This window comes from Microaerobacter geothermalis, from assembly GCF_021608135.1.
GTDB classification, from domain to species: domain Bacteria; phylum Bacillota; class Bacilli; order DSM-22679; family DSM-22679; genus Microaerobacter; species Microaerobacter geothermalis.
The window spans coordinates 22,789-40,362 of the sequence record NZ_JAKIHL010000007.1 but is presented as its reverse complement, the minus strand read 5'-3'; the positions used below and the strand labels follow the sequence as shown (position 1 = coordinate 40,362).

Genomic DNA, 17,574 nt, shown 5'->3' with positions numbered 1-17,574 from the left:
TATGGGTATCGGCATAAATGAGGTTAATGTTAAGAGATTAATCGACCATTTGCTATGGACTTTTAAATAAAAATATGTTAGTTTTTTGTTAGAACGTTTGTTCTGTAATCTTTTTGAGGTGAAAAGAATTATGACAAAAAATGAAATTAAAAAATATATTCGGGACCATTTTCCTAATACACCAACAGAAATAATTGCGAAAAAATTGGGGCTCTCCATTCATCAGGTTCGAAAGATAGCTTCTCAACTAAAAATCAAAAAAGATACTCATTATTTAAAAGAATTACAAAAAAATCTGGTTTCTAGCCGTCGAAAATGGTATTTAAAGCAAATACCAGTATTGAAGCCCACTTTTATTCAAGAGCAAATCATTTTTGGAAGTCTATTGGGTGACGGAGGATTAACAAAAGGAACTAAAAGAAGCCGCCATTGCAGCTATAAAGAACATTTTTCTCCCAATCAGTTACCCTATCGCAAGTGGAAACAGAAAATCTTATCCTCACTTGGTTTTCATTTTACCCATTACAATCATCTCCGATCATATTCCCATCCATATTTTTCAAAACTATATCGTTCATTTTATAAGGACAATCTAAAAATTGTGCCTAGAGAATTGTTACCATTAATGACTCATCCCATTTTCCTGGCCACACTTTATATGGATGACGGAAGCCTCATACTTAGTCATAGACCAAAAAATCGCCAAAATATCATTTATGTTCATCCCACTATTGTCCTGTATACTTTAAACTTCAGCAAGGGAGAAAATGAAATGCTCGCGAATCATCTTAACGAGACATTCAAAACGAAATTCGTCCTTTCAAAACATCCTCATGGTAATCATTACATACTAAAATTAAATAAAGTTCAAGAAGTCGAACATTTCTTATCCATTGTAAAACCCTATGTATCTCAAATTCCTGAATTTCTCTATAAGTATGATCTTAAATACCGCCTTAAAAAGGAACAAGAAAAAATTAACTCTACTTTTAGTGAAACAGTCCAATTACAATTGAGTTCGTCTACCAGAAAAAGACCGTATACTAACAAAGAGATTAAGGTGATGACAACCATGAAAAAGGAAGGTTATACTGACCAAGAAATTGCAGATCAATTAAACCGAACTTATTGGTCTATTGTTTATAAGTTTGCCGATTTGAGAAAGTCTGTTAAGAATAATGATTTCCTTAAAAAAAGTTGAGCCACAAGAGAAACTCTTGTGGCCATTTTGTTATGAATTGGGTTTTTATCGAAGTAACTGAAGTATTCCCTGAGGTTGTTGATTGGCTTGCCATGCCTCAATGCCTTTCGGTCATTGTGTAGACTATATCTTCACCCTCAGCATGATCTGTTAGGGGCTGGGCACTTCGAGTGGTGTTTATTGCCACCCTACGGACTTCATCACCAATTAGCATCTTGCTTTAGGTGGTATGTCCTAGTCGTTGAACCTTCTCCACTCTTTCGAGACAGGAGCTTGGCTGCTGATTATCCATTGTATCATCCTTATCATTCTCAAACCCTCACGTTTGCCGTTTCCAGCTGCGTTGTGGTAGACAAGGCTTTAGGAAGTTCCAGCAATTCACCCAGTGATAATCTAATCTGTTTCCAAATTAGACGCCCTTTCTTGTTATGCAACAAGAAGTTGAGCCAACATGGCTTGTGCAGCTTGCTGTAAAATGTTGTTTTTGGTAAATGCCATCATTTCTTTTGCCAGATCGGCATCACGGATACGAGACTCAGCTGCAGTTAAGTTTTCAGCAGAAGTACTCAGGTTATTAATTGTCTTTTCCAAACGGTTTTGGTAAGCACCAAGTTTAGAACGTTCACTAGATACTGTTTTAATTGCATCATCAATTGTAGTAATCGCACTATTCGCATTGGATTGAGTAGAAACATCTATTCCGCTAACCCCAAGAGCAGCAGAACGCATATCACTAATACTTACATACATATTTTGATCTTCATTAGCACCTATTTGCATAAACAAGCCGCCGTTATTTGCTACTGTAATAGTTGTATCGTTAGTAGGATCTAAATCACCACCACTTGCTAACTTAAATGACAACCCTTTCGCACTACCATCCTGAATGGTAATAACATCGCCCTTAGCAGTATATTGAGTAAAACCAGTATAACCAGCTGTTAAAGAAGCATCTGTTCCAGTAGCAGAACCTATACCAACAAAATCACCAGTCGCTGTTGATACTGTAAATGAAGCTGCACTACCGACGTTATTGGAGGAAATTGTAATTCCGGCACCATCAGTAAACGTAGCTGTTACTCCAATTCCGGCATTATTAATTGTGTCTAATACATTCTGCACCGTGTTAGTACTATCAAAACTAAATTGAGTTCCATTAATTGTAAGTACAGATGGGCCACTTAAAGTGGTTGATGCATTAGCAAAAGTTGCTGTAGTGACATCTGAAGCTGCCGTTGCAGCATTAATATCATCAATTGTAATTGATGCTCCAGCTTGTGTATCGCCGGTACCCCCTACAATAACTAATTCGGAAGAATCTGTACCATCTGAGTCACTAATATTAGCACTAACCGTTGCACTACCATTTAACAATTTTTTAGTGTTAAATTCAGTGGCATTTCCAATTCGGTCAATTTCCTGGGTTAGCTGATCAATTTCTTTTTGTATTTCAGCCCGATCATCAGCTGTATTTGTATCGTTTGCCGCTTGAACGGCTAATTCTCGCATACGTTGTAAAATAGCTTGTGTTTCATTTAATGCGCCTTCAGCTGTTTGAATTAGTGAAATACCATCCTGAGCATTTCGATTTGCTTGCTCTAACCCCCGAATCTGACCTCGCATTTTTTCGGAGATGGCTAGTCCCGCTGCATCGTCCCCAGCACGGTTGATACGGAGACCAGAAGACAATTTTTCCAATGACTTGGAAGTGTTAAATGTGTTGTTTGTCAATTGCCGATAGGTGTTCATAGCCATGATGTTGTTGTTAATTCTCATTTTCATTCCTCCTTGAATTTTTTGCCCACATCCTTGTGGATATTGGAAACCTCTCTCTTTTAAGTCGCGCGCCCTTAAAGAGAAAAAGCCTCACATGTATTGTATCGTCATTTTTTTTATAACCTTTAATAGGAAAATAAAAAAAGATGAACTTTTTGCTCACCTTTCTTCATTTCTTTCTCCCGCGTCATTCAAATGGGACAATATTTGATTCAATTGCTGCTTAGATAACTGTGTTAAGGCTAATTGATTCTCATTTTGGATCGTGAGATAAATTTCCTTTCGATGAATATCAATCTCCTTAGGAGCGGATATCCCCAGCTTCACCTGATCTCCTTCTATTGAAAGAATCGTAACCTCAATGTCACTTCCAATCATAATGGATTCTTTGCTTTTTCTGGTCAATACAAGCATCGTTTTTCCCCCTATCCATTGGAAACTTTGCGCTGGGGCAGGATAAGCGGAGTTTTTACCTGATAACGGGGATCATTAAGCACCACTTGTTTTCCCAATTTTTCAGACGGATGAATGATAATGGGTGCCTGAAGATTAACCGTGGATTGGTTTAGGGGCTGTTTTACAACAACAATCGAGTAAACAAGGGCCTCTTCGGGTTTCTTAAGCCTTAACAGACTTACTGCAGATTCCGGCAGGGTAATATCATAATTCGGATAAAAAAGAAAGGGGTTGATCATCACAAAAGTGACTTCCTTGCTGGTTATAGACTGTAATACCAAAAAAGGGCTCTCTTCAGAAATGGGAATGATCACAAACTGCTTTTCTTCCAAAAAACCTGGGATCCCTTCGGGAAAAAGGATAATATCATTTTCCTCAATCGTCATTTCCCCAAACATGGAGGTTTGTATGAGCATGTCCGATTTCCTCCTAATCGTTACTGATTCTCGTGTTCACTTCTTTAAGCCAATTTTTCATTAAGCTCATATGATTTGGCAAACGTTTCAGTATCTCTTTAGCAAGAGATTCATTATACGTATGAACTGTAAGATTTCTATCATCTATCATTTTTAAAGCCTTAATGGTTTCTTCATCATTTAGAATCCCGATTTCACGGCAAGTTCGTACTACCCCTTTTGGAGAAGCAATATCCAGCCCTTCAATATCATACAAATATTGTTTTACTGCTTTCCATACCACCTCAAAGGTGTATTCAAATCTCTGGATTGAAGCATCACGTTCAATTGCTGTTGGTTTATTAATTTTCAATACCTCTTCTAATGTCTTTAATGCATGGTCAGCTAAAGTTAACCTCTCTCTTAAACGTTCCACTCAATTCCCTCCTTAAACACCTTTTCAGATAGATAGGGGGCAGCTTCAACTAAATCTACAACATCCACCTTATAAGGAATGGCAGATTCTTCAAATGCCTCACGGATTTTGAATAATGTATTTTCTGGCAGTGGTTGTTTATACCAAATTGCTATATCGATGTCTGAGGATCTCTTTTCTTCATTTTTGGCCCATGAACCAAATAAATAAACTCTAACGGGTAAATGATGGAGGTGTTTTGATAAGATTTCTTTTACTTGATTTAAAATTAGATCTCTCCGCATTTTATAAATAACTCCATTCTTTTCATTGAGCAGAATATACCTTATTCAGCCCTAAATTCTTAAATCTTTATATAATCCTACTACTTGAAAGGATATACTATTTTTCTGTTTTACATACACTTCTACCTTCCCAGGTTGATATGAAATTTCCGGCTGTTTAATCACTGGATTCATTTCAACACCGTTGATGGTCCAATTGAAGTTCAGTTGAGCTGGTTGATAATCAATACGTACCGACCCATAGGATGGGATAAACCCAACGTTATAGTCAACCGGCCCTGTGATGGTATTTTGAAGAGCAATTTCCGCGATTGAATCTCCCTGATTTTCAATGGCGGCCAGTTGGTTTCCTTCCTCAACAATGCGAGCAATTCCTTCCAAGGCTAATTGCTTTGCCCTTTCGGATTCATCCCTTGTCAATTGAATCGGATCTTTTAAATTAACTTCTGCCCATGCTTGGCTCTGATCAATGTTTAGCCTGGAAGGTATCCGTTCAATTTCCAATTTGGCGGGAATCTGTCTTAAATTTAAGTCAGCTTGAGGTTGACGGATTTCTTGTGTGGATGGCGTTGTTTTTATGCCAATTTGGGCATAGGTTTGTTCAATTTGAATACGGGGCAGCTGCATCCAATCACCCCATTCATATGATCAATATCAATATAAAAGCCTTTTTAGAAAAACTTGACTAATTTCCTTGGTCAATTTAACAACTACCTAATAAAATCCACCAACGAAGGTTGAATAATTCTTGCCCCTGCAGATAACGCAGCTCGATGCACATTTTCTTGCGCCTTTAAGTCAGTAATTACTTTCGCTATGTCAGCATCCTCTTCATTAGACATCAGTTTGGTTGTATTTACCTGTGCCGCATCCAGACGGGACTTTACTAACTCTATACGATTTATCCTGGCCCCTAATGCTGCACGTTCTGAGAGGAGGTTATCAATCTGATCATCAAGTTGAGATAAATAATTTCCCAATTGACTCTTATCCCCAGAACGAAGATCATTGACAATCTTATCTAACAATCCAAACATTCCGTCACTAGCAGATGGATTCGCAAAGATACGGTTCCCCACCACGTTAACCGCCAAATAAATCCCTTTATTCATTTCCAAACGAATATCTTGACTACTGGTCTGACTTGCCCATTTGCCTGCTTTTGTATCATATGGGGGGGACTTCGTTAATGTTCCATTAAAGATATATCTTCCACCAATACTGGCATTGGCAATGGTCCCTAATTGCCCTTTTAACTGTTCAATTTCTGCAGCGATGGCGTCAATGGAGCCCTGGGCATAGGTATCATTGCTAGCTTGAATTAGCAATTCTCTTGCACGTTGTAATACATCATTCGCTTCTCCCATTGATGTATCAGTAATTTCCATCCAATTCTGAGCTTCATTCACATTACGCTGAAACTGTTCGATTTCCATCAATTGGGATCGATAAAACATCCCCCTTGCTGCAACCACAGGATCATCTGAGGGTTTATTTATCTTCTTGCCTGAAGCCAGTTGATCCTGATATTTTCCCATCGTTCTGTAGCTTTTGGACAGGTTGCGAAGCATATCGTTGTTTAACATACTTTGAGTGATACGCAAACTCATTTCTCTCACCTACCTAATAGGTTAAACTGTCTAGATTCTTGCATCCAGTAGCTGCGATTATTTAATTTGTAAATCTAGCTAAGCGACATATAAATTAAGTTGAAAAAAAGATAATTCAGAAGCAAGAATTTCAAGGCACGGCAGTACCGAGCAGCGAAGCGTAGATGAAGCTACGTGAGCAGCACAGGTACAACGGAACGAAGAAATTGGCCGCTTATCAATTGGCGTACTTTTTCAACATCATCTACAAGCCTACCCGTCCCATCCCGTTAATCACCCGATCCAGCATCTCATCCACTGTGGTAATGCTGCGGGCAGCAGCGTTATAGGCCTGCTGGAACTTGATCATGTTCGCCATTTCTTCATCAAGGGATACCCCGGAAACCGATTGACGGCGGTTGTCCACCTGCCCCCTTAATACCTCAGCATTCTGCATCAGACGCTGGGCTTCCTGGGAATCCACCCCCAACTGTGAAATGGTATAGCGGTAGAAATCATCCATGGTGGAGGTATCCCCTAACCCCTCAGGTATCAGCTTGTACTTCAGGGCGGCAATGTCCCTGGCATTACGGCCATCCCCTTCAAAGGAGGTTCCAAATTGAAGCTGCTCCTCAGCGGTCATTTCCTCCGGCTTTGCAGCGGCAATCTTGTCGAGGCGACTCAAAATTAACGGATTTACCATCATGTTATCCGCAGTGCTAGGATCAGGAATGGTATTGGGATCTATCGATTTGTAGCCATCATTGACCAAAGTATACTGCCCCTTATTCGCCTCATACCACGTTTTATCCACGAAGAACGGCAAATTATCCAACTGTGGAGGAGATGATGGGTCATTAGACGGATCAGAATCATTCATCAACGCATCATATTCCTTTCTAGCGTTAATGTCATCCATATTCATCCCGCGGCGGTGAACCGTATTCAACTCACGGGTAAAGGTTGTCGCTAGCTGATTGATGCGATTCTTAATATCCGCGATAATCCCTTTCCATTGCCCATCCTGTTGCATCCCACGGGATTCCATTAACCCCAACAATTCACCGGAAGCAGGAGTAAAGTCTGCTCCGCCAAGGGTAACATTTACCAGATTATTATTCCCAGGATCAGGAGTGGCTTCCATCGTTACCGTATTGGTTCCCGTTACCAAGGCTTGGCCGCTGATCGTCACATTGACCATACCATATTGAGCTGGTGTCACTTTTACATCCACCAGCTTGGACAGCTTATCAATCAATAAATCCCGCTGATCATACAAATCATTTGGCTGATAACCATGGGGAACTACGCGGGAAATTTGGTCATTCAAATCTTTAATTTGGGTAGCGATTGAATTAATTTCAGACACCTTCACTTTAATAATGGTATCAATATCTGATTCCAGTTGTCCCAATGAGCGGGAAATAAATGAGAAGGTTTCCGCCACCGCAATCCCTCTCTGTCTCACTACAGCCCTGGCAGCCAGGCTTTCCGGTTCCTTCGTCAAGTCTTGCCACGCCTGCCAAAACTTATCCAATGTATTTTGTAGTCCGGTTTCGGAAGGTTCATTTAAAATTACTTCCACCTTGGACAGGGTATCTGATTTTGCTTCCCAATAGCCGTACCACTGGTTTTCCCCCCTGAACTGCAGATCAAGAAAATCCTCCCGAAGGCGAACCAATTCCGTTACCTGAACCCCCGTACCCATCTGGCCAGGAATTCTAGCATTGCTGATTCCGGGAGCAGGCTGGGGGCTGGTGGTTTTCATAACTGCACTCTGCCGAGTATAGCCTTCTGTATTGGCATTGGCAATATTATGCCCGGTTACGCTTAGGGCGGTTTGCTGGGCAAACAGCGCTCTCTTTCCTATTTCTAAACCTGAAAAGGTTGACCGCATCGAACACACCTCATTTAAGCTTTTGCATCAAAAAAACCCCTGGATGATCCCGGATGATGCTGTGCATCCTGACCCATCCGTTTTTGGTTTGGTTTTTTATATATCATGTTTTGCTCAGGGGTTTCTGTCATCAACTGTATCGAATGGTTAACAAAGGCTAGGGACTGTTCCAGTAATTGCTGATTTAGTTGGTTTAGCTCTTGAATCTCCTGGATCGTTTGCGTCAACTTCTCCTGAATCTCCAGCAATTGTTTCTTTTCCTTGGAATGGGTGACAAATTGAATGACATCGGTCATCGTCACATCACTTAACGACAATCCTGATGAACAGAGGAAGAGCTCCACTGTTTTCTGCCTTTCGTCTTCCAGTTTTGCCACCGATCGGACGATACGACCTTCTTCCTGAACAATTTTGGCCAATTCATCGATGGTTCCTGAAATTAAGCTTTCCTTCTTGCGGTATCCTAGCTTCAGTAATTCCTGATGCTGTTCAACCAAATCATCCATCACTGCAATTAAAGGCTGTATGGCAGTCACAGCAATTCACCCCATTTGCCAAAGAAATTTCAGATTCCCTTCCAAAAGCGAAGAACCTTATCCGCCACTTTTTCTGAATTCACCTGATATTGGCCGGACTGTACCTGTTCCTTCAACTGATTAATCTTTTGCTGACGCTCAGGACCAGACAGTGGAGCAGCTTGTTCCAACATGGCCTTGGCCTCTGTAGAAATTTCCACTTGGTCCCTTTTCATCAGTTCATTTTTACCTTTTTTCTGAACACCCTGGGTCTTCTGGTACGCATTTAACGCACCGATACGATTCGGTTCATTGATTCTCATATTTATTCACCTCAAATTAGTACAGCCTTCTACGTCGAAAGTCTCTTATTAACATTGTCGGTAAAAGAGAGAAAAACATTTAGCCCTTTTTCATCTTAAACCGATCAAACGGTTGGCCCAGAGTCTTGGAAGCAGGATGCCCCCGCCTCTGGAGGCTGGGGGCATTCCCGTTTTCCTAATCTTTTTCCTTAAACTTTTCCTTCACCTGATAATATCCACCGTAATCTTTATTCTTCGCATCTCGCAATCTTTTTTCATCCTCAGCAGCCAACTTCCATTCCTTTTTTAACCGGTTGGCACAATCGTCACACAAGTGGCCTTTACGTATGATCTTTCCACAGGATTCACAGGGATATCCCAGATTAGGGAATCCCAACACAGAGATTCTCCCCTCCCGGATAAACCGGGTGATACGGCTGACAGATACACCAGTTCCATCACTTAATTCATAGATATTGGCGGTGCGGTTTTCTTTCTTTTTTAGATAAGCGACACATTTTTCATAATCCTCTTCAATCTCTTTGTAACAATCGGGACAAATGTCATGGATCGTTTTTACAAAAAGCTTCCCACATTGGGGACAATTCGCCAATTGTCCTAACCCCATGTCTCCCCCTCCCATCAGGTATAGGATTTATCCATATTTTACTACAACCCCTTCCCTTTGTCATAGGAAATTCGTCTCAATACGGGGGAAGAATTTGCTGAAGGGTATCCACTACTTTAGAATCGTATTTTAGACCCTTTTGCCCGTTTAATTCTTCAAGGGCCTTCCTTATAGATTTTGCTCGGCTGTAAACCCTGTGATGAGTCATTGCATCAAAGCTGTCAGCAACCGCCACAATTTTGGCATTCAAAGGAATTTGGGAATCTTCAAGTTGAAAAGGATAACCGGATCCGTCACATCTTTCATGATGAAAGAGCACAACACTCTTTACATCTGAATTGAAATCATACTTTTTTAAGATTTCATAACCAATAATGGGATGCTTCATAATCATGCACCACTCATCATTGGTAAGTTTGCCCGGCTTATTTAAAATAGCCTCTTCGATTTTCAGTTTTCCGATATCGTGCAATAAAGCCCCGTGGTAAAGCGCTTCCAATCGTTCCTCGGGATACAACATATGTTTGGCCATTCTCACTGACAAACTGGCAACGCGAATGGAATGATAAAATGTTTCGATATGATAATATTTTAACTCATGTAATAGGCGATCCTTCATTAAAATATTCTCTCCCCTGTACAAATAAAAAACCATCCTTCGATGAATCTGCTTAATCGCTAAAAGGATGGTCAAAAACCTACCTTTTCGGTAACCCAGCTGTCCTAGTCCCGTGACCTTAGACCTGTGGCTTTGCGTCCCCGCCTTTCGAACGGGTTTGCCTTTATCGAAGGGAGTATATATATCGTGTATTCTTTGCGTAAATTATAACTAAAAGATGGAAAAGTTACAACCATCATTTATAATCCTTTTAATATTCTTATAATTTCTTCCTCGGATAAAATATCATGAATTTCAGCCATATCACCCTCTACAGGTTCACTGGGAACATCGGAGATGTCCTTGCCGCAATAAGGACAATGCCAATTTTCATCACGACTTCCATATGATGTTTTCCCGCAGGAAGGACATTTCTTTTTTTTCATAATCAGACTCCCATGATTCAATCTTATATCATTCATCTTAATGAATACAAAACAGAAGAACAGTAGGTCATAAGATAGAAATTAAGGTTAAGCAATAGTGACTTAGTATCATGCAACTATATATTAATTCCACTGGACTTGTGTCAAACCCTTTATCGAATCATCACTAGTATTGTCTAATCTTGGGTTTATTCATCTTCTATTCATAGCAGTTTTCACAAAACCCGTAGATTTCAAATTTATGTCCGGTGATATAAAAGCCCTCGGGAGAACCAAGGACGGCGTTCATCGGACATAAACTAATTTTTTTGGTCGTTCCGCATCGGGTGCAGATCAAATGATGATGATGTTCCTCTCCTGAACAAGCCAAACGGAACTGTTTTTCTCCTTTTAACTCCGTCTCCTCCAGAATACCTAACTCCTCAAACAGGGATAAATTACGGTATATGGTATCAAAGCTGAGATTGGGAAAATCCTCCTGCATCCGTTCCAATACTTCTTTAGCAGACAAGTACCTTTTCTCCTGTGCAAAGATACTGACCAGTTTTTCCCTTTTATCAGTAAACTTGTATCCGCGATCCTTCAAACGCTGTAGTGCCATCTCCACATTCATCATCATCTCTCCCTATGCTAATGTTTCCTTAGCCATCGACGTCCGACCATTACCATTAAAAGAATGAGAAACGCCGCCCAAATGATCGCTCCACCGGAAGCCAAATTGAAGTAATAGGATGCTGCAAATCCAATCAAAATAGAAAGCTCACTAACAAGAACGGATAACCACATAATTTTTCTGAACCCACCGGGAAGCATCCACATGGCAGCCACCGGAAGAACCATCAAACCGGATACCAAGAGAACTCCGACTGCCCTGACCGCAACGGATATTACTAGGGCCATCAGCAGGATAAAAATCCATTGGACCAAGCGAATGCGAACTCCTGAAGCAGATGCGTATTCCTCATCAAAGGTAAGAATGAGAAAATCCTTATAAAACAGACTGATGGTAACCAGGACTAGTATGGCCACTCCGATGGTTAATTTAAACTCGTCCTGTGTCACCGCCATCAGATTTCCAAATAAATATCCATAAAAATCCGCATTAAATCCGCCGCTGGCACTAAATAAAACCACGCTAAGTCCCAAGCTAAATGACAGAATAATCGGTATGGTCAATTCTGAAAAATGTCGGTAAATCCGCCGAAGAACCTCAACCAGAAGAGCCCCTATCACCGCAAAGAGCATTCCATAGACTGCCGGGCCAATCGGCTGAAAAAATGAAACGGAAGCCCCGAGAATGGAACCGAAAGCCATACCGGCTAGATTCATTTGGGAGAGCACCTCTCCGATGACGGAAAGCCTTCTGGCCACAATAAAAACACCGACAAGAGGGGTAATCGCTCCGATGAGGATCCCCGTCAAAAGGGCCCGTTGGGCAAATTCATACTGAAGCAAAAATGAAATCATAATAAATCCTCCGGATGCCTGTGAAAGAGTCTGTCCTTTTTGAACATCCTCTTAAATGAGTTTCTTTACAATGGTCACTGCAGATAAAATAACTGCAGCAAATAAAACGATGGTTCCCCCGGTAGACCAATTCATCCAATAGGATACAACGAGTCCGCCCAGTACAGAAACCTGGGAAAAAATAATTGCATACAAAAAGGTTTGTTTAAAGCTGCGGGCAATTTGCAAACTGGCGGCTACCGGCAACGTAATCAGGGATGAAACCAACAAAATACCGACAATATTCATGGAAATGCCAATAACAAGGGCCACCAGCAGGATAAACAATCGATTGATTACCCTCTTGGGAATCCCGGCTGTTACCGCCCCATCCTGATCGAACGACAAATAAAACAACTCTTTATACAGTAAAAGAACGGTCCCAATCACCAGAAAGGCGATCAGTATAATTACCAGAAGGTTAAACTTGGAGACCGCAATCAGACTTCCAAATAAGTATCCGGATAAATCTTGGGTAAAACCGCTGGACAAGCTGATAAAAATCACGGCAAGCCCTGTACCTGCCGATAAGATAATGGGTAAGGATAACTCTTGATAATACCGATACACCTTTTGCATCCGTTCAACAAACAACGAGCCTGCCGCTGCAAACCCCATTCCCATATAAACAGGATTGACCAAAAACGGATTCGCGGATTGCATGATAAAATTGGAGGAATTTATAAAGATCCCTGCCGCCACCCCTGCCAAAGTCACATGAGCCAATGTATCGGCGATAAGAGATATTCTTCTTACCACCAGAAAAACCCCAATCACCGGAGAAATCAACCCGATTACCATTCCGGCAAGGAACGCATGTTGCATAAACGGAAACTGTAATAGTTGTTGAATCATCCGCGGCACCCCATATCTAAATTATCGCCCACAATCAATGGTTGTGTTGGATCACCCGAACATCATGATCATAGGTTTTGTCTAAAATTTGCTGCTGTTCTTCCAAAAATTCCTCCGGCCCCCCGTGGAAATACAGGGTCCGGTTTAAACAGGCGATGGTATCAACCTTTGAGCTGATCACTCCAATATCATGGGAGATCAACAAGAGGGAAAGACCCATTTTCTGATGCATATTTTGCAGCAATTGATAAAATTGATTGACCGAGGGCTCATCTACCCCAACAGTAGGCTCATCCAAGATCAGGAGCTCCGGGTCACTGACAAGGGCTCTGGCAATAAAGACCCGCTGTTGCTGTCCGCCTGAAAGCATCCCGATATTTTTCTTGGCATAATCGGAAAGACCAACCATGTGAATGGCTTCTTTCACCCTTTCTTTTTCCTTTCGTCCCATCCACTTAAACAGCCCCATTTTTCCAAACAAGCCCATGGAGACCACTTCAAAGACCGTAGCCGGAAAACCGGAGTTGAAGCTGTTGGCCTTTTGGGACACATATCCGATTTTGGACCAGTCTTGAAAAGACGCCATCGGCTGACCAAACAGCCTCACTTCCCCTTCATCAGGCTTTAATAGACCCAGGATAATTTTGATTAAGGTGGATTTTCCTGCTCCGTTTGGTCCGACCAATCCCAAGAACTCCCCTCTTTCCAAGGTCATATCCACCATCTCCAACACCTTCTCCTTACCATAGGAAAAAGAGACCTGTTTTAACTCAATGATTGGCACATGATTTTCAGAGGACATGTGATTTGATGGGCCATATAGATCTTTGCCTTTGTTATTCATGTTTATTGCCCAAGGGCTTTTGTCAAGTTTTCAAGATTCTCCCTCATAACAGAGAAATAATCTTTACCCTGGGCTTGTTCCTCCTTTGTCAATCCTTCTAAAGGATTTAGTGTCAGGGGCTCTGCCCCTATTTGCTCTTGAACCATTTTTGCAACCTTTCCGCTAACCAAGGTTTCAAAAAAGATATATTTTATATTTTTTTCCTTGGCATAAGAAATAATTTCGGCCAATTCCTTTTGACTGGGCTCATCGGAAGGAGATAGTCCAGCAATTGGAATTTGCTTCAAATTGTAGCGGTTGGCCAAATATCCGAACGCCTCATGGGATACAATGATATCACGACTCATCACATTCTCCAGCCCTTGTTGATATTCCTTATCCAATTTGTCCAGTTCTGCGACGACCTGATTATAATTGACCTCATAAACATCCTGATTCCCAGGATCAGCCTGAACAAAGGCCTCCTTGATTGCACGAGCCATATCCTTTGCCCTTAAGGGATCCAACCAAACATGGGGATCATTATCCAATATTTCAACGTGATCGCTGACATTAACTACATTTAGATTCGTTGTGTTGATCGCCTGCAGCACATCCTCTGCCCATGGTTCAAAATTGCTCCCATTGTAAATAAAAATATTTGCTTTGTTCAATTGAGCCACATCTTTGGGCTTGGGCTCAAAATCATGGGATTCCACTCCAGGGGGAACCATGACGACAACCTCTGCCTGATCCCCACCAATTTTTGCGGCAAAATCATATAAGGGGTAGATGGTGGTATAAACCAATATCTTCCCGTTTACCTTTGCAGATTCTTCAGTGGATTCCTTTGAACTTGATGGGTTGAGTGGTTGTTGAGCTGACTGTTGAGATTCTTGTTGTCCGCCACATGCCGACAATAGGATGAATATGCTAATGAGACCTAATATAATAAACGTGATTTTCCTAAAGTTTCGCCACATTTAATTGTACTCCCTCCGTTTTTCGTCTTTTCCGTAATAGAGCGGATCTTGCTTATTATAACCCTCTTCGCCGCAGAAGTAAATAGGAATTATTACGATTTATTTGCTGGCTAAAGGCCACTAATACCCTTTATTTTTAGTGTATATTTTAAGATTATGCCTGTAAATACGGAATTATTACGGATTACCTGGCCACTGTGAGAGAATAAACTCTTTGGACGCCACATCCTTTCAACACCTTTGCTGCTTCTTCCAAGGTGGCACCGGTGGTATAAACATCATCCACGATAAGCACATGTTTTGGTTGAATCATGGAACTGGACTGAAGCAGAGGATGAAATGTTCCTCTTATCGAAATTAAACGGGACTGCCTGTCCTTTTTGCTTTGTTTCTCTGTTGGTTTCTGCCTGAGCAAGAGCGGGCGATAAGGAATCTTTATCATCCCAGACAATCCCTTTGCCATTTGTTCCGATTGATTAAATCCCCTCTCCAGCAGGCGGGTTGGATGAAGGGGAACAGATGTGATAAGATCAATGTGAACATCTAAATAAAATTCACTAAAACCGGTAGCCAACAGCTTGGAAAAGGCAGAAGAGAGGGTTTCTTTCCCTTTATATTTGTATAAATACATCCACTGACGCAGGGCGTCGGTATAACATAAAAGGGAACGATTATAATTCAAGGATGTATTTGTTAATCTTTCGCAATCCCAGCAAAGCCTCCTCACCCCTCCCATTCGAACAAATTTTAACGAGGCCTCCATGGTTTTTTCCAACTTCCTCCCGCAATGTAAACAAATCCTACTTTTACCAGTGATCCATTCTAATTCATGAATACAGGTTGCGCAAAGGGATTTTAAAATCGAATGAGGAATATACTGGGCGGAATTCTCCCCTGACGAAGGATGGTTTCCTGATTGGGAATCATTTTGTGGCGAGAAAGGGGACTGGCACAGCATGCATATATATGAATAAGAAAAAAGTTTAACCCACTCTGTCCGAAGTAGATCTATCCATTTTTTCATTACTGTTTCCTCCCCATTAATAAGTACCCCATCTTTTCTGCCAATCGATTCATTTTCCGGATGTGCCGAATTGCCCTTATCTGAGCCCTGGTTTTTTCTCTGGCCAGGAAAATGACCGTCCCATCAGGAAAATCCGACGATCGGCCGACTCTTCCGGCAATTTGGACCAGACTGGTCTCATCAAAAATGGGAGAATCGGCTTTCCAAACTAACACATCAACTTTTGGCACCGTTACTCCTCTCTCCATAATGGTTGTGGTCACCAAAAACCGAATCTCCCCCCGGCGAATTTTTTCTACGGTCTCCGTCCGATCCTTGCGTCGCGAATGGGCCAACCCGATGATTTCCTTCCACTGGGGATAAAGAGTGGTTAAATATCGATACAATTGATCCACTTCTCTTAAGGAAGAAGCAAAGAGGAAGGCTTGCCGATCTTGATCGACGACTTGATGTAAAAACTGATCAAGAATTGGAATTTTCCTATAGCAGTCTAGGGATCCATGATGTTGCTCCAAATAACGCTGAAGATGATATCCACAGAATATCTTTGGAACGGGAAGGGGATGTTTATGATGTCGAACAGGAATGGTGGTCCCCTTGATTAATCCACGTTTCCACTTTTTCTGAAGTTCACGAGGGGGAGTAGCCGACAGATAAATCACCTTTCCCTGCGGATGCTTTGCTCGATGAACCCCATAATAAAGCATCGGATCATGATGAAAAGGGTACGCATCCACTTCATCCACGATTACAAGGGGAAAATGATGATAAAATCTGAGGGTCTGATGGGTGGTTGCAATATAGATGTGGCCATCTTCCCACTTTTCCTGACTTTCTCCATGAAGTGCAACTACCCTCGTTAAAGGAAAAGCTTTGCGGAATCGGGGAACCAGCTCATTCACCACATCTTTCCTTGGAGTTGCCAACAGGACTTTTTTCCCCGTCTTTATGGTTTCCTCCACCGAAGGAAAAATCACCTCTGTTTTCCCTGCTCCACACACCGCCCAAATCAAAAATTCCCGGTTCGTTTGAGGGTAAGGATCAGTTTTAATGAAGTGCAAGGATTGTAAAGCCGCATGGCGTTGGGGAGGTGATAAATCCTCCAAAAGGGGAGAGGAGGATTTTTCCAGAGACATCATCGAATGGGCCTTGCTTCCTTCCCGTGCAGAGGCAAATGCTGTTTCTCCATGCTCCCTTACATGTCCAATGATAAGAGGAGTGCATCGTTTACTTCTTCCCAGCATGATACAGGCCTCGCAGGTTGCACAAGAAGTGCCACATATCCCACAGGCAACGGGAATAATGGCTTTTTCTGTACTTCCACAACGGATACACACCAATTTTTGTTCCTTTGTCATTTCTATACTGGCCCGAAGATCGATCGTTCCTTGCAAATACAGCCATTGGAGGGTATCCCAAAAAGTTCTCTCATCCATAAAAACAGCGGAAGAAACAGAAATTCGCCTCCTCACTTCCTCTACCAATAAAATTCTTCCTGCGATAACGGGCAAAACCATTTGCGAGTTTTCCTGAATGAGAGCAAGTCGTGACAATTGTTGGTTGGAGGAGGCCGTATAAAAGGAAATACCCTCCCTATGAGGGGGTCGATACCAATCATTTCGATGGAGGTGTCCCGATTGAGTTCGTTCCAATTGCAGTTGAATATCCCTTAACCTTCCCAAGGACGAAAACGTCCCCTCCATCACCCAAAGATCTCGATTCCAAAAAGTAAGATCCACTTCAAGATTGGAGGTAATTCGTGTCTGCCACTTCCCTTCCTCCCTTACCACATATAAGGTCCATTCAGGTAAATACACGATGCACCCCTCCATTTTTCAACAAATTCCTCATTTTCTATAT

At 41.7% G+C, this 17,574-nt stretch carries 21 protein-coding genes and 1 riboswitch; of the genes, 1 reads left to right on the top strand and 20 read right to left on the bottom strand.

The features are described 5' to 3' along the window. Positions 1-130: 130 nt before the first annotated feature. On the top strand, positions 131-1,201 hold the full coding sequence (locus L1765_RS05360; protein WP_236405628.1) for a DNA endonuclease: 1,071 nt from the start codon (positions 131-133) through the stop codon (positions 1,199-1,201). 426 nt (positions 1,202-1,627) lie between these two features. Here the strand turns inward: L1765_RS05360 and L1765_RS05355 are convergent, their stop codons facing one another. The 20 genes from L1765_RS05355 to L1765_RS16095 all read right to left on the bottom strand — a co-directional run bounded on the left by L1765_RS05355 (position 1,628) and on the right by L1765_RS16095 (position 17,531). Continuing rightward, entirely contained in the window at positions 1,628-2,977 is a 1,350-nt protein-coding gene (locus L1765_RS05355; protein WP_236405627.1) for a flagellin N-terminal helical domain-containing protein, read from the bottom strand. Positions 2,978-3,136: 159 nt separating this feature from the next. Continuing rightward, the gene (gene csrA, locus L1765_RS05350; protein WP_236405626.1) at positions 3,137-3,391 is read right to left on the bottom strand and encodes a carbon storage regulator CsrA; all 255 of its coding nucleotides are present in this window, start codon (positions 3,389-3,391) and stop codon (positions 3,137-3,139) included. 11 nt (positions 3,392-3,402) lie between these two features. Continuing rightward, the gene (gene fliW, locus L1765_RS05345; protein ID WP_236405625.1) at positions 3,403-3,849 is read right to left on the bottom strand and encodes a flagellar assembly protein FliW; all 447 of its coding nucleotides are present in this window, start codon (positions 3,847-3,849) and stop codon (positions 3,403-3,405) included. Positions 3,850-3,862: 13 nt separating this feature from the next. Further along, positions 3,863-4,264 carry an HI0074 family nucleotidyltransferase substrate-binding subunit gene (locus tag L1765_RS05340; protein ID WP_236405624.1) on the bottom strand — a complete coding sequence of 134 codons (402 nt, stop codon included), beginning with the start codon at positions 4,262-4,264 and terminating at the stop codon, positions 3,863-3,865. Then, positions 4,252-4,548, bottom strand: coding sequence for a nucleotidyltransferase family protein (locus L1765_RS05335; RefSeq protein WP_236405623.1), 297 nt, complete (start codon positions 4,546-4,548; stop codon positions 4,252-4,254). The genes L1765_RS05340 and L1765_RS05335 overlap by 13 nt, the downstream gene beginning before the upstream one ends. A 51-nt stretch (positions 4,549-4,599) precedes the next feature. Continuing rightward, positions 4,600-5,175 carry a DUF6470 family protein gene (locus L1765_RS05330; protein ID WP_236405622.1) on the bottom strand — a complete coding sequence of 192 codons (576 nt, stop codon included), beginning with the start codon at positions 5,173-5,175 and terminating at the stop codon, positions 4,600-4,602. An 83-nt stretch (positions 5,176-5,258) separates the two neighbouring features. Beyond that, on the bottom strand, positions 5,259-6,158 hold the full coding sequence (gene flgL / locus L1765_RS05325) for a flagellar hook-associated protein FlgL (protein ID WP_236405621.1): 900 nt from the start codon (positions 6,156-6,158) through the stop codon (positions 5,259-5,261). A 244-nt stretch (positions 6,159-6,402) separates the two neighbouring features. After that, positions 6,403-8,034, bottom strand: coding sequence for a flagellar hook-associated protein FlgK (gene flgK / locus L1765_RS05320; protein WP_236405620.1), 1,632 nt, complete (start codon positions 8,032-8,034; stop codon positions 6,403-6,405). 14 nt (positions 8,035-8,048) lie between these two features. Next, positions 8,049-8,570 (bottom strand): flagellar protein FlgN, encoded by a 522-nt coding sequence (locus L1765_RS05315; protein WP_236405619.1) that lies wholly within the window; start codon positions 8,568-8,570, stop codon positions 8,049-8,051. Between the two features lie 29 nt (positions 8,571-8,599). Then, on the bottom strand, positions 8,600-8,872 hold the full coding sequence (gene flgM, locus L1765_RS05310) for a flagellar biosynthesis anti-sigma factor FlgM (RefSeq protein WP_236405618.1): 273 nt from the start codon (positions 8,870-8,872) through the stop codon (positions 8,600-8,602). 175 nt (positions 8,873-9,047) lie between these two features. Beyond that, positions 9,048-9,479 carry a TIGR03826 family flagellar region protein gene (locus tag L1765_RS05305; RefSeq protein ID WP_236405617.1) on the bottom strand — a complete coding sequence of 144 codons (432 nt, stop codon included), beginning with the start codon at positions 9,477-9,479 and terminating at the stop codon, positions 9,048-9,050. A gap of 76 nt (positions 9,480-9,555) precedes the next feature. Beyond that, complete coding sequence (locus L1765_RS05300; protein ID WP_236405616.1) at positions 9,556-10,098, bottom strand: HD-GYP domain-containing protein; 543 nt, start codon at positions 10,096-10,098, stop codon at positions 9,556-9,558. Between the two features lie 86 nt (positions 10,099-10,184). Further along, positions 10,185-10,270, bottom strand: a riboswitch (cyclic di-GMP riboswitch). A gap of 67 nt (positions 10,271-10,337) precedes the next feature. Then, on the bottom strand, positions 10,338-10,523 hold the full coding sequence (locus tag L1765_RS05295) for a hypothetical protein (RefSeq protein WP_236405615.1): 186 nt from the start codon (positions 10,521-10,523) through the stop codon (positions 10,338-10,340). A 199-nt stretch (positions 10,524-10,722) separates the two neighbouring features. Beyond that, the gene (locus L1765_RS05290; RefSeq protein ID WP_236405614.1) at positions 10,723-11,136 is read right to left on the bottom strand and encodes a Fur family transcriptional regulator; all 414 of its coding nucleotides are present in this window, start codon (positions 11,134-11,136) and stop codon (positions 10,723-10,725) included. Positions 11,137-11,153: 17 nt separating this feature from the next. Further along, a complete protein-coding gene (locus L1765_RS05285; RefSeq protein WP_236405613.1) occupies positions 11,154-11,990 on the bottom strand; it encodes a metal ABC transporter permease in 837 nt (278 codons plus the stop codon). 51 nt (positions 11,991-12,041) lie between these two features. Continuing rightward, positions 12,042-12,884 (bottom strand): metal ABC transporter permease, encoded by an 843-nt coding sequence (locus L1765_RS05280; RefSeq protein ID WP_236405612.1) that lies wholly within the window; start codon positions 12,882-12,884, stop codon positions 12,042-12,044. Between the two features lie 34 nt (positions 12,885-12,918). Continuing rightward, a complete protein-coding gene (locus tag L1765_RS05275; protein ID WP_236405611.1) occupies positions 12,919-13,686 on the bottom strand; it encodes a metal ABC transporter ATP-binding protein in 768 nt (255 codons plus the stop codon). 44 nt (positions 13,687-13,730) lie between these two features. Then, positions 13,731-14,690, bottom strand: a complete 960-nt coding sequence (locus L1765_RS05270) for a metal ABC transporter substrate-binding protein (RefSeq protein WP_236405610.1) — start codon at positions 14,688-14,690, stop codon at positions 13,731-13,733. A 184-nt stretch (positions 14,691-14,874) separates the two neighbouring features. Then, entirely contained in the window at positions 14,875-15,465 is a 591-nt protein-coding gene (locus L1765_RS05265) for a ComF family protein (RefSeq protein WP_236405609.1), read from the bottom strand. 248 nt (positions 15,466-15,713) lie between these two features. Then, positions 15,714-17,531, bottom strand: coding sequence for a DEAD/DEAH box helicase (locus L1765_RS16095; protein WP_236405608.1), 1,818 nt, complete (start codon positions 17,529-17,531; stop codon positions 15,714-15,716). Positions 17,532-17,574 lie beyond the last annotated feature (43 nt).